This is a genomic window from Halorientalis regularis (genome assembly GCF_023698535.1).
In the GTDB taxonomy this organism is placed as follows: Archaea; Halobacteriota; Halobacteria; order Halobacteriales; family Haloarculaceae; genus Halorientalis; species Halorientalis regularis.
Window position 1 is genome coordinate 1 of the sequence record NZ_JALJCL010000008.1, and the last position, 11910, is coordinate 11910.

General features: G+C 61.3%; 12 protein-coding genes and 2 pseudogenes. 8 read left to right on the forward strand and 6 right to left on the reverse strand.

Translation table 11 applies throughout. The annotated features are described in order from the left end of the window. The 4 genes and pseudogenes from MU521_RS11350 to MU521_RS11365 form a co-directional block, all read left to right on the forward strand. Positions 1–110 (forward strand): annotated as a pseudogene (locus tag MU521_RS11350) (IS6 family transposase); the annotation flags it as partial. 9 nt (positions 111–119) lie between these two features. Next, positions 120–827: a bacteriorhodopsin gene (locus MU521_RS11355; RefSeq protein ID WP_092695474.1), complete on the forward strand. Its 708-nt coding sequence runs from the start codon at positions 120–122 to the stop codon at positions 825–827. A gap of 49 nt (positions 828–876) precedes the next feature. Then, positions 877–1440 carry a HAMP domain-containing protein gene (locus MU521_RS11360; protein WP_092695476.1) on the forward strand — a complete coding sequence of 188 codons (564 nt, stop codon included), beginning with the start codon at positions 877–879 and terminating at the stop codon, positions 1438–1440. 156 nt (positions 1441–1596) lie between these two features. Continuing rightward, positions 1597–2181 (forward strand): YdbT family protein, encoded by a 585-nt coding sequence (locus MU521_RS11365; RefSeq protein WP_139171205.1) that lies wholly within the window; start codon positions 1597–1599, stop codon positions 2179–2181. A 388-nt stretch (positions 2182–2569) separates the two neighbouring features. On the opposite strand, the gene MU521_RS11370 is transcribed toward MU521_RS11365, so the two are convergent. From MU521_RS11370 to MU521_RS11380, 3 genes are all read right to left on the reverse strand, one after another. Beyond that, positions 2570–2824 (reverse strand): type II toxin-antitoxin system HicA family toxin, encoded by a 255-nt coding sequence (locus MU521_RS11370; protein WP_092695480.1) that lies wholly within the window; start codon positions 2822–2824, stop codon positions 2570–2572. A gap of 4 nt (positions 2825–2828) precedes the next feature. Further along, complete coding sequence (locus MU521_RS11375) at positions 2829–3110, reverse strand: type II toxin-antitoxin system HicB family antitoxin (RefSeq protein ID WP_092695482.1); 282 nt, start codon at positions 3108–3110, stop codon at positions 2829–2831. Positions 3111–4219: 1109 nt separating this feature from the next. Beyond that, a complete protein-coding gene (locus MU521_RS11380) occupies positions 4220–5035 on the reverse strand; it encodes a nucleoside phosphorylase (RefSeq protein WP_092695484.1) in 816 nt (271 codons plus the stop codon). A gap of 70 nt (positions 5036–5105) precedes the next feature. Between MU521_RS11380 and MU521_RS11385 the strand changes: the two are divergent. Beyond that, a pseudogene (locus MU521_RS11385) lies at positions 5106–5612 on the forward strand (MFS transporter); the annotation flags it as partial. Between the two features lie 529 nt (positions 5613–6141). Here the strand turns inward: MU521_RS11385 and MU521_RS11390 are convergent. Together MU521_RS11390 and MU521_RS11395 are read right to left on the reverse strand one after the other, a co-directional pair. Next, a complete protein-coding gene (locus MU521_RS11390; protein WP_092695486.1) occupies positions 6142–7506 on the reverse strand; it encodes an NAD(P)/FAD-dependent oxidoreductase in 1365 nt (454 codons plus the stop codon). 36 nt (positions 7507–7542) lie between these two features. Further along, complete coding sequence (locus tag MU521_RS11395) at positions 7543–8130, reverse strand: HalX domain-containing protein (protein WP_092695488.1); 588 nt, start codon at positions 8128–8130, stop codon at positions 7543–7545. Between the two features lie 209 nt (positions 8131–8339). Here MU521_RS11395 and MU521_RS11400 point away from each other — a divergent pair, with 209 nt between their 5' ends. Then, positions 8340–9314 carry a D-2-hydroxyacid dehydrogenase gene (locus MU521_RS11400; RefSeq protein WP_092695490.1) on the forward strand — a complete coding sequence of 325 codons (975 nt, stop codon included), beginning with the start codon at positions 8340–8342 and terminating at the stop codon, positions 9312–9314. Positions 9315–9501: 187 nt separating this feature from the next. Here MU521_RS11400 and MU521_RS11405 read toward each other — a convergent pair whose 3' ends face one another. Next, complete coding sequence (locus MU521_RS11405) at positions 9502–9870, reverse strand: VOC family protein (RefSeq protein WP_092695492.1); 369 nt, start codon at positions 9868–9870, stop codon at positions 9502–9504. A 102-nt stretch (positions 9871–9972) separates the two neighbouring features. Between MU521_RS11405 and MU521_RS11410 the strand changes: the two genes are divergently transcribed. Both MU521_RS11410 and MU521_RS11415 read left to right on the forward strand, forming a co-directional pair. Beyond that, positions 9973–10680, forward strand: a complete 708-nt coding sequence (locus MU521_RS11410) for a helix-turn-helix domain-containing protein (protein WP_092695494.1) — start codon at positions 9973–9975, stop codon at positions 10678–10680. Positions 10681–10740: 60 nt separating this feature from the next. Beyond that, positions 10741–11691: a ferritin family protein gene (locus MU521_RS11415; protein ID WP_092695496.1), complete on the forward strand. Its 951-nt coding sequence runs from the start codon at positions 10741–10743 to the stop codon at positions 11689–11691. Positions 11692–11910: the final 219 nt, after the last annotated feature.

The window sequence follows — 11910 nt, forward strand, 5'->3', positions numbered from 1 at the left end:
AGGTAAAACGCCGTACCTCTTCGTTCTCAAATTGTTTCAGCAACGCCGAGCGAGAAACAGCCGACGACTGGCTCCAATCGTTCGCCTTCGCATGGAATCAGCTAATCTGAACACTACCGATCGGCTCAACCGTCTGGTTTGGTATTGGCGCCAGCATATTCTTTCTCTCGGTCGTGCTTTTCATTTGGTTCGCAATACGACGGGGGACGCTTAGTTCGCCGTTCTATTACCTCCCACCGGTACACGCGACCGTCGCAGGAACAGCGTACATCGGGATGACCGCCGCCACCCTAGGGATGCTTCCAAGCGTCATCGATGTCGAGTTGCTGCGGTTCGCGGACTGGATGATCTCGACGCCGATAATCACGTACTACCTCGGTCTGCTCGCAGATGCCGACTCTTCGACTCGGGCTGTTGCCGTCGGGACGAACGTCCTGATGATCGCTCTCGGATACGTGTTTACTATTCTCTCTGGACCGCTACAGTGGGTCGCATTCGGGGTATCGCTGCTCTTGTTCGTCGGTCTAGTCTACCTGTTCATTCGAACGTTCGGGCAGGCGTCGGTCGGCGCTTCACGGACTGCTCACAGCCTTTTCATTAGCACCCGCGATCTGACTGTAACGGTGTGGGCGGTATACCCCGTCGTCTACCTGCTCGGTCCGCTCGGCGCCGGTGTGTTGCAAGCTGGGGATCTCGACTTTACCGTTGTCGTCTTGGACCTGACCGCGAAGGTCGGGCTTATGTCTATCATATTGCTACGACAGTACGAACTGAACCGGTTCATCTCCCGAGACGCCACCAGCGTTGGTAGCACCGCTGACGACTGAGCCCCGAATCAAGCATTATATAATTCGGAAAACCTTAGCGGATATAGAGATGCCAGAGGCATCCCGTTCGCGGACGCGGTACACGACGAAATTCGGAATTGGGGCGATTTTAGTCGTTGGTGCAATTGTCGTGGCAGCGCTCAACGTGTACACAAATCTGGCACCGAGGCTAGATGGGTCGTTACAGGCCGACCTTCTATCGGGTATCGTAACAATAGTCATTGTCCTTTTGATTGGGGTGCTCTTCCTTGCTGCTTCCGTGGGTCGTGAAGCAATGTCGGCACTACAGATTGTCGCCGCCAGAGCCCGGCAACTCGAAGAGGGTGACTTCGACACGCGTCTTGAGACGAACCGGGACGACGAGTTCGGCGAAATATACCGAGCGCTGGCGGCCTTCCGTGACGGGACCGAGGGACGGACAGAGGTCATCGATGAGGCTGTCGAACGGGAGCGGGAGCTCGAAAACGCTGCAGGTGAGTGGTCCGCACAGATGGATGCCGTGGCGAGTGGTGACCTCTCTCAGCGACTAGACGAGAACGTCGACGACCCGAACCTCGCAGCTATTGCGGAAAGTTTCAACAAAATGATGGAAAAACTGCAGGACCGCCAGTGACCGAGAGACGACATGGCGACCGACCGGTCTGGGGACGGCACAATCCCGGTACCGTGCAGCGTCCCCTCGTAGCGAACGGCTGCTACCGAACCCTCAGTAATGTCTGACACCATTCCATACGCCGCCGAACCGAACCGAGTCGTGTCGACGGGAGCAGTGTCCCTCGACGCAGTCGGACTGTCCTTTGCGGTGCAAGAGAATCGCATCGTGATGGAGATCAGGACCGGACAGATTGACGAGCGGACAATCGAAGTCCCATACGAAGAGGTCCAAAGTGTATCGATAACGAACGACGTCGCACCTGGTATCGAGATCGAAACATCAAATACGGAGTACGAAGCCACGGACCTCTCGCCGTCGGTTCGGGAGGTTAATCGTGTCGCAACAGCGATACGTCGAAGCTCCCCGAACATCACCACCGAACGCGCCCGGTCAGATGGTGCAAAACCGAACACCACGTCCACGGCCCCGTCCGAGGATGCCGAGTCCCAGTCCGACCAGGCTCGGTCGACACCGGAAAAGGCTGAGCAAGGCTCCACCGACGGGGGCAGCGACGATAGTACCGTGATTGCCGCCCCGGGTGAAGTGATGACCTGTCCAGAGTGTGGTGGCGAGACAGCGGTTCCGGAGGGGTTACCCGAGCAGCGTCAGGAGGCAAGCTGTCCGGACTGTGCCGAGACCGTTGGATACGTCGACGAAAGCGGCGACTACATTGTTGTCGAGACGGCTTCTCCGGATTGATTCGTCCGAGTAATCGGACTTCGGCAGACCCCCTCTCTTCCGCCGAGTCCGATATTTTCACGTGGGACAGAAATCGGACAAATATCAGGTATAGAAACTCTGCGGTATATATTCGATTAGAGTAAATCGTTTGATATTCGATGTCGAACACGGAGTGCCTCGCTGGAGACACCGACTTGACTCCCAAAGTCTCGTGCGAGATACGCGCCCTGTATTCAGCAATCCCACCGTGATGAACGTAGAACAAACCACACCAGGGAACGCGGCCATTTTAAATCAACTGTGAATAATATCTAAAATGTACACCCGAAACACTACCGGGCAAGAATCTACTAGTAGCTTCGCCTCTGTGCGATAGTAGAGCGAACCCCGGGAAGACTGCCACAGACTAGCTATTTCGGTCGATCCACGCACAGAATTCGTCGAAATCCTTCGCGCCAGCTTGCTCTGCGATGCTCCGCAAGGTCCCCGTATCGACCTCTTCGTGCAGCGGCACCGGGACAGTCCGGGCATCCGAATCGTGGTCGTCGGGGGGTTCCCAGCGGAGAATTGCGTGGTCGCCGTTCGTCCGGTCCCATTCGTAGATTCCACTGTTGACCATCACCTTCACGACCTCCCTGCCGGAAAACGGTCCCCGAGCCATTCGGTTACTCGAAGATATCCGACTCGTCCAGCGATCCAGCGGTGTTCTGATCGGGGTCGATCCCCATCTCTCGGAGGTCGTCGTCACTCGGTGACTCTCCGGCACCGTGATAGCCGGCGACGGCCTCGTCGAGGTTTTCGAGTGCAGCCCGTCGAGTCTGACCCTGCGAGGTAACACCGGTGTCCTCGTCGCGAGCGACCCACACGTCGCCGCTCTCGCCCAGCGATAGCGAGATGTTGATCGGCCCCGGCTCGTCGTCGCCGGCGTCGTCGGTGTCGGTGCTCATACATAGGAAGAAGTCTGGTGGTCGAATAAATCTGGCGTGTCCAGGAGCTGACCCGGACAACTCGTGGGTGAACCACAGCTGATCGAAGGTGTAAACGGACGTTCGGTGATTCGAGATGAATATGCTGCCGTGATGGATACAGACGAAAGATTTCTCATACCTGAGACATCCATCAGTCACCGCTCGACCTACAAAACAGAGCAGTTGAGGGTACGGTCGTCGATAATACCGGATCGGTCTATCCAGATCCCGTGCGCTTTGTCGTTACAGTCAGACGGTTCTATCGTGATTGGTTTTCTCTCGGATTGATTCATATACTCGACTGTGAGCAGGTATTGACCCGACTGTTCAAATCTAAATCCACGAGTTTCGTACGGTGAGAGGCGGATCGTTTCGTGAAATATCGTCTCAGTTTGGCCGTACGACAGAAAAACCGTGAGCGTTCGATTTTCAGGGGTTGGATTCCAGACGTAAGCATCAACCATTCCGTCGAATTGAGGCGTTGAACATTCTCCGACTATATAACCGGGACCAGCCTCTGGCCGTTTATTGTATGGTGGAAACGGCCACCCGAGATTTCGTGGTTCTATACTGTAGTTCACAGCTGAGACCGACGGTGGTGATCTGGTTTCTGTGGGCCTTGTTAGTGTATCGGTAGCCGTATTCTCTGGTGTCATGGGGTTTGTCGTCACCCCAGAACAACCGCTCAACAGAAGAATAGAGACAAATACGAGGGCTCGACGGTTCATACTGGCTCTCGTTTTGATTATTGGAAATATTTTGTGGGACAATAGATGGAATGATCCATTCGCGCCCTGTATTCAGCATCCAACGTGATGAACTTTGGACACGCCACACCTGGGATAGCGGTCGCCACGAATTATTTGAGAATAATTTTTATAACCATTAGAAATGTACACCCGGAACACTATCGGGCGAGAATCTACCAGTAGGCCCGGTGGAAGTGGAACCGGCATATGGCAAGCCCGATCCGTTGGATATTATTAGTATATGATATGATTGGCTTGCTGGATACAGAGGTTATAGACAGCGCGAATCACTCCAGATACTTGGCTCTCGTCTCAGCAACCAACTCGCAGGTCGATGATTTACTGTTCAAACCAAGACTGCCAGGCTGTAGCGGCCGCATCGATAACCTCGAGGGCGTCGCGAGTTCCATCCGCCTCCCCTTTCTCGAAATCCTCCTCTGTCTGTCCCATCTGGTTGGTCACGTGCGCGAAGCAGACGACAGGCTGCTCTCGAACCGCCGCGAACGTATACAGTGCAGCTGCTTCCATTTCGACTGCCAAGATGTCTTCAGACTCAGCACGTTGAATCGCAGTCTCTGTCTCCCGGAACGGAGCGTCCGTCGTCCACGTTGCCCCGGTATAAACGGGCCGAGACACACTCTCGCACGCCGCTTCAACCGGAGCCAGGAGTTCGTCCCGGAGAGTTGCATACCGACTCGGTGTATCGTAGTGATGACTCGTCCCTTCGTCGCGGAGCGCCCGTTCGATGAGAACGAAGTAGGGCGGATCGTCCTTCGGCACGATCTGTCCCGACGAGGTCACGCTGACGAGAAATCGGCAGCCGGCGGCGAACAGTTGCTCCGCGACGAGAACGGCGAACGATGCCCCCACCGCACAGCCGACGATACCGAACTCCACACCGTTTCGTTTGAACCGGTAGAGATCCGTGTGGTAGCCGGGCCAAGCGTCGTCTTTCCGTGCCGCTCCAGCGGCCGTCAGATGGCGCACGATATCACCGTCCGGATCGAGGACACAGATATCCGGAACCGAGCGTTCCGGGAGGTCCTTCTGTCGGCGGGCATTCTCCAGCAACGCCTCAGGCGTAAAGACCGACGATTCGTCGAATTCCTTCGCTTCGAGAAGCGGCGAGGAATCCGACTCGGGCGAGTCAGTCATGTGGACCGTATTGACGGAACACGGGCATGGACATTGTGGTCACTGGTTCGGAGTCCCGACGACCGCCGAGATCGCGGCAGTCGGCGTCGTCGTCGGCGTCCACAGCGCGATGTACTTCCTCCAGATCGCGACCGGGGGCCTCGCCGATCGGATCGGTCGTCGACCACCCGTCGTCTTGGGCATGTTCCTCGCAGGTGCGGGAGTCCTCGGAATGGTGCTCGTCAAGGGATACCTCTCCTGGGCGGTGCTGGCCGCCGTCTCCGGCATCGGAATGGCGTTACTGTATCCGCACCTGATGACGGTTCCGAGCGACGCAGCACATCCGACTTGGCGGTCCGCAGGCATGGGCGTCTACCGGATGTGGCGGGACTCCGGCTACGCCGTCGGCGCGATCCTGATCGGGCTCTCCATGAAGTTCGTGAACGCCGAAGCCGCGTTCTACATGACGGCCGGCCTGATGTTCGTATCCGGTGCGGTTGTGTACATCTGGATGGAGGAGACGCACCCGGACTTGGGCACGCACGAACCGCCTGCACCCGCCACGGAGAAACCAGTCGAGACAGTTCCGCGAGACTAGTTTAGCGTTCCTCTTTTCGACGGTCACAACTGTTTCCGATACACTCGTCGCCTCACTACAGACAGGGGAGACTCCCATCTGCTGAATATGCGCCCTGTATTCAGCAATCGCAACGTGCTCAACTTTGCACACGCCACACCAGGGAAGGCGGTCGTTACAGATTATCTGAGAATAATATCTATAACTTTTAGAAATGTACACCCGGAACACTAACGACCGACATCATTCGGGGCGGTGTGCCCTGTCAGTCGGGAAACCCTCGTGCCGGGTGGGAGTCTCGACAGAGACTCGGAACTGTGAGGCGGTGTCAACCGCCGAGTGGGGGACTCGTCAGAGTCCCCGAACACGCGAGCGGCGTCAGCCGCGAGCGCGGGAGATTACGTCTCCAATCGTGGCGACTTGTGGCCGCCAGTCGACTGTCGCGTGCCCGGGTTCTCCGCGCGGTCATCGCGCCCTGACGGGTGTGCTCGGGCGGGGACTAGAGGCACGCAGGCGGCGATAGACGACCGCCCGGTAAGAGGCTGTCGCGCTAGAACAGGTAGTCGTCCTGGCGCAACTGGACGTAGCGGCCGGAGCTGAGGCTGAGCTTCCGGAGTTTGTACTCCGCGACCAGCCGAATGCCGCTCAGACCCGACCCGAGGGCCTGTGTCGGCGAGTACTCGCCGCGGTTCATCATGTTGTCCACGAGCCGGAAGGTGTCGTCCCAGTCGCCGGGCTCCCAGCCCCGAACCATGTCCGCGAGCGAGACGTTCCGGCGGACCTCCTCGCCGATGGCGCGTTTCCACTCCCGGTTGTAGCGGTCGAGGCGGCCCTGGCCGGCGAGCTGGCCGGCAATCTTCCCGGTTCGGACGGCCACGTGGTCACCGCCCTCGTGGAACGCGGAGGTCGCGCCCATCGCGCCGCCGACGACGGCGACGCCGGCCTCGGTCGGGGACTCGATGGGCCGGGTCGAAGAGATCGGGTAGGCCTCCGTGCCTTTTCGTTTTCCCCGGTCTTCGACGAGGGGAAAGTCCTCCTCGATGTCGTACTCGGGGTACTCGCGTTCGATCAGCCGGCGGACGTACACCCGGCCCGGCGGGATCTGCTCGTCGTCGGGGTCAAGCAGGGCGTAGTCCTGTGGACTGTCGACATCCGCGAGGTCCATCCCGATGGGCATCGTCAACCCGATACGAGCGACGTTGTCGTCGTTCGGGAAGACCCACGGATAGGCCGTGTGACCGGGCATGACGCCCCACCAGAACTTCAGCAGGCCCTCGTCGAACAGTTCCTCCGGGACCTCGCGGTGTTCCTGGTAGGCGATGTGGTTGGCGATGTTCGAATCGAGGTAGTCGCGGACGCTGTGATCGTGGGGGAGGAATTGGTCGACGGCGTCGGTCGTGACGGTCCGCTGGGGCCCGTCCGCGAGGATCAGGTAGCGCGCCTCGACGTTCTCGCCCTCGGCGAGGTCGACCTCGTGGGTGTGTCCGCCAGTCATGTCGGTGGTCACGTCCGAGACGGAGGTGCCGATCCGGTAGGTCGCGCCGGCCGACTCGGCGCGCTCGCGGAGCCAGTCGTCGAACCGGGCGCGGTGGAAGGCGAACCCGAACTCGGGATAGGTCGCGTCGATGCCCGTGTCTCGGATCGTGACCGACTCGTTGGGGCCGATGAACGAGGCACCGTCGAGGTCGCTGAGGATGATGTCGTCGGGGATCTCCTCGGGTCGGAAGTCCATGATGTCGACCCAGTAGTCGAGCATTCCCGCGGCGTCCGTCGAATCGGGCCCCAATCCCTCGCGATCCGCACGTGGAACCCCCTTCTCGACGACGACCGTCTCGGCACCCTGCACCGCGGCCTCGTACGCAGCCGACGACCCGGCTGGGCCGCCGCCGACGATCGCCACGTCCACCTGTTGCATACCCGGTAGCCTGCGCTGAAGGGAGTTAAATACCGTTCATTCGACGGCGCGACTGGCCGTCAACTCGCCGGCCCCGTCGCCGGCCACGCGGCTGTCGAACAGCGCCGACCAGTCGAAGTCGGCCCGCTGGACGAGATCGTCGAGCCGCCGGCTGAGTTCCTGAAACCGCTCGCGAGCCACGCGATACTCCTCGACGGCGTCTCGGGAGGGCGCGTCGAGTTCCCGCTCCAGCCGGGCTTTCCGTTCGGCCAGCGTCGCCGATTCCGCGAGCAAGCGTTCACAGGCGGTCTCGACCAACAGGCGCTCTGTCGTGCTCGCGAGCCGCTCGGGGTCGGGATCGGGCATCGTCAGATCGGGGTCCAGTCCCGGGTCGCCGCCGTCGAGCAAGACCACCCGACACCCGCCGGTCGCGTCCCGGAACGTGCCTGCACTGAGGCCGTCACGGTCGAGGAGTCCCTCGTCCGCGAGGACGACGTCGACGGCGGTACCGACCTTCTCGTAGACGTCGAGCCTCCCCGCGGCAGTCCAGACGTCGTACTCCTCACCGAGCCACTCCCGATAGGTTTGCCGCCGCGACTCGTCTCCCACGGCGACGAGTACGACGCGGTTATTCCACGTGTCCATACACCCGATACCACAGGGGAGTCCAATCAAATACGACGACCGTTCGTTCCGTTTCGTTCAGTTCATCGACTTCGAATACTACAGGATATCGACCAGTTCGGGTTCTCGAAAGATTGGGCCGGTGATGCAGACCGATTTCCGGCGACCGTGGAACGCGCATCGGTGCAGCAGCCCCCAGACTTTTGCCCGCCGGTACCGCCACCCCGACCATGACGCGACCGGACGAACCGAGCCGAGACCTGCTAATCCTCGGGGAGAAGTTCAACGGGCTGGCACCGGCAGACCTCGCGACCGCGATCCGTGAGCGCCTCCCGGAGTGGACGGTCAGGGAAGCGACGACACCGACCCCGCCCCAGGAGCAGGTGAGGAACGCGACGGTGCTGGTCGGGCCGACCGTCGATCCCGACCTGCTGGTCGATGCCCCCGACCTCGAACTGTTCGCCTGTGCGTACGCCGGGTACGATCACCTGCCCCTCGACGAACTCGCCGCCAACGACGTCGCGGTGACGACCGCAGGCGGCGTCCACGTGCCAAACGTCGCCGAACAGGCCCTCGGGTTCGTTCTGACGTTCGCACGCGGGCTCCACGACGCCTGGCGACGACAGGAGCGCCGGGAGTGGCGCGTCACCGACCCCGGTGAACTGGCTGGCAGTACCGTCACCGTCGTCGGCCTGGGCGCTATCGGGACCGGGATCGCGGAGCGACTCGCCCCGTTCGGCGTCGAGACCGTCGGCGTCCGTCACGCACCCGAGACGGGCGGCCCCTGTGACGAAATCGTCGGCTACGACGACCTGCACGACGCGCTCGCCCGCTCGGAGTACGTCGTCCTCGCCTGTCCCTTGACCGACGAGACCGAGGGCCTGATCGGGGACGCCGAACTCCACACGCTCCCGACCGACGCGGTGCTGGTCAACGTCGCTCGCGGCGGCGTCGTCGACACCGACGCGCTGGTCGCGATGCTCCGGAGTGGCGGTATCCGCGGCGCAGCGGTGGACGTGACCGACCCCGAACCGCTCCCCGAGGACCACCCACTCTGGAACTTCGGGAACGTCCAGATCACGCCACACAGCGCCGGGCGCACGCCGGCTTACCACGAGCGACTGGCCGACATCGTGGCCGGGAACGCCGAGCGCGTCGTCGCCGGCGAACTGGCGGAACTGGAAAACCGCGTCGATCCTTCCTGAGTAGCATACGCGGCGCTCCGCGCCGCGGTTCACCGTCAGCGCAAAGCTCTGACGAACCCTCGTTCGTTCCCTGCGGTCACTCACGAGGACACCGGACGCGAACGTAGCGAGCGTCCGGATGGTTTTTATACCAAATTCTTGCGAGGAGAGATACCGAGCGTAGCGAGGGACCCGACGAAGTACAAATTTAGAGCGGTTCGATCAGCTCCACGACGTGGCCGTCGGGGTCCTCGACGAAAGCGGTGCGCGCGCCCGCGGCGGGCTGATCGCTCGGTTCCTGGACGACGCCGTGGTGGTCGATCTCATCGAAGGCGGCGTCCACGTCGTCGACCGCGACGGCGAAGTGGTCCCAGCCGTCGCCGAAGTCGAACTCGTCCTCGCCCTCGGTGTCGGACAGCTGGAGTTCGACGCCGTTGCCGTCGGCGACGTAGACGTTCCGCGTCGTTCCGTCATCACTCGTGAACTCCCAGGACCGCTCGAAGTCGAGGTGCTCGACGTACCAGTCGGCCAGTTCGTCCGCGTCCGAGACGTTCATGCAGGTGTGCAGGATGTCCATTGCGTGCGATCCTTCCCGTGATGGCGGCTTAAAAGGGGTGAATCCCGTCGGGAGCGACTGTCAATGCGAACCATTATCACGTAGGATTTCGCCTAATAGAACATGAGGTATGGGACGTTCGTGCTGACGCCGGACCGGGGGTGGTTCCATCCGAAGGAAACTGCATTCCGCGACCACGACGTGACGATGGTCGCGATCCGAAACATCACGCTCCTAGCCGACGGAACAGTCGTACTGCTCAACGAGTTGAACGGGCCGACGAGCAACATTCTGGACGCGCTCGCCGAGACCGAAGACGACATGATCGACTACCAGCTGACCGACACGGACGACGGGAAGCTGCTCCGCTGTCACTTCCATCCGACGGAACTGGTGGATTCGCTGTTGACGTTGCTGGATGAGTTCGCCGTCCTGCCGGAGTATCCGCTGGAGTTCGTCGAGCCCGCACAGTCGAGTCTCAAGCTCACACTGATCGCAGAGGAGGCGGCTCTCCGGGAGATGATCGACGTGATTCCGGATGGTGTGTCGGTCGACCTGCTCCGAATCGGGACCTACGACCCCGAGAGCAAGACGCTGTTTTCGGGCCTCACCGAACGCAAGCGGGAGGTCGTCCGGAAGGCCGTCGAGAAGGGCTACTACGAGATCCCCCGCGAGGTGACCTGCGAGGAGATCGCCGCCGACCTCGACTGCTCGGCCGGGACCGTCGCGGAACACCTCCAGGCCATCGAGAGCCAGTTCGTGACCGAGATCGTCCCCGCGGGCTACGACACGACCGCGCGGGAGTCGATGCGGCCGCTGGGGAGGTCTTAAAACACCTGCTGGTTGGGGCGAAGGACACTTTACCGGGTCCGGAGTATGAGTTGAGACACCATGACACAGGTCGAGGACACCAGCCGCGACATGCGACTCGATCCGGACTCGTTCGCCCAGGGGTACTTCAAGAACGCCGTCTACCGACACTGGGACCCCTACGGCGACATTCCGCAGGAGGACATCGAAGCCGACCGCCGCAAGTTCATCGAGGACGAACCGACCGAGGCGGAGTTCGAGGGACTCCGGACGACGCTCGCGCTGTTCGGCGCGGGCGAGGAGGCCGTCACGGAGGACCTGATGCCGCTGGGGATGGTCCTGGAGGACATCAACAAGCAGATGTTCGTCTCCAGCCAGATCTACGAGGAGGCCAAACACACCCAGTTTTTCGACCGCTACTGGCGCGAGGTTATCAATCCCGTCGAGGAGGAACTGGGCTTCGACGTGACGAGACCGACCGACCAGCGATTCTTCAACGACGACTACGTGGAACTGTTCGACCGAAACGAGGCGGCGATGGAGCGATTGCTGGAGGAAGACACGCCCGAAACCCGCGCGAAAGCGTACTGCCACTACCACCTCGTCGTCGAGAGCGTGCTGGCCCAGACCGGCTACTACGGCATCCAGTCGGCCTTCTCGGATCAGGGGTCCGACGAGGTGGCGGTCCGGGAGTTCCCCCACATGGAGGGACTGGTCGAGGGCATCACGCGCATCCGGAGCGACGAGGGCCGTCACGTCGGCTTCGGGATGCAGGAGGTTCGGACGCTGATCCACGAGGAGGGCGTCGACGCCGAAGTCGTCCAGAACACGCTCCAGGACCTGATGCCGCTGGTGGCTGGGGTCGTGCGCCACTCTTCCCAGGGTGAGGCGACGAATCCGATTCCCGTCATCGAGTACTCGCGGGACAAACTCAGCCGCCGGGTCGAGATTCTCACCGAGCAGGACGCGGAGATTCCGCCGGTCGACGACCTCGTGAAGATCGAGGGCGACGGCGAGGCTGCGGCGGACTGAGCGCGGGGCTGGGCGGTTTGCGGTCGGCGGTCGCAGTGCGGTCCGCGGTCGGCGGCGGTAGCGGAGCGGGTTTGCGGTGGCGGTAGCGGTGGCGTTTTGTGGTGCGGTGTCACCAGCACAACAACCGCGAGCGCGCCGTCGGCGCGCTCGCGGCAGTTTGTCCCCAAGTTTTTACGAGGAGTGGTGCCGCGCACAGCGCGGCACCCGACGAAGTAAAAA

Excerpts from the sequence above, each read along its gene's own strand:
- MU521_RS11400 (WP_092695490.1), top strand. The coding sequence starts at position 8,340 with ATGACGCGACCGGACGAACCGAGCCGAGACCTGCTAATCCTCGGGGAG.
- MU521_RS11390 (WP_092695486.1), bottom strand. The coding sequence starts at position 7,506 with ATGCAACAGGTGGACGTGGCGATCGTCGGCGGCGGCCCAGCCGGGTCG.
- MU521_RS11375 (WP_092695482.1), bottom strand. The coding sequence starts at position 3,110 with ATGAGCACCGACACCGACGACGCCGGCGACGACGAGCCGGGGCCGATC.
- MU521_RS11410 (WP_092695494.1), top strand. The coding sequence starts at position 9,973 with ATGAGGTATGGGACGTTCGTGCTGACGCCGGACCGGGGGTGGTTCCAT.
- MU521_RS11395 (WP_092695488.1), bottom strand. The coding sequence starts at position 8,130 with ATGGACACGTGGAATAACCGCGTCGTACTCGTCGCCGTGGGAGACGAG.
- MU521_RS11380 (WP_092695484.1), bottom strand. The coding sequence starts at position 5,035 with ATGACTGACTCGCCCGAGTCGGATTCCTCGCCGCTTCTCGAAGCGAAG.
- MU521_RS11370 (WP_092695480.1), bottom strand. The coding sequence starts at position 2,824 with ATGGCTCGGGGACCGTTTTCCGGCAGGGAGGTCGTGAAGGTGATGGTC.
- MU521_RS11415 (WP_092695496.1), top strand. The coding sequence starts at position 10,741 with ATGACACAGGTCGAGGACACCAGCCGCGACATGCGACTCGATCCGGAC.
- MU521_RS11360 (WP_092695476.1), top strand. The coding sequence starts at position 877 with ATGCCAGAGGCATCCCGTTCGCGGACGCGGTACACGACGAAATTCGGA.
- MU521_RS11405 (WP_092695492.1), bottom strand. The coding sequence starts at position 9,870 with ATGGACATCCTGCACACCTGCATGAACGTCTCGGACGCGGACGAACTG.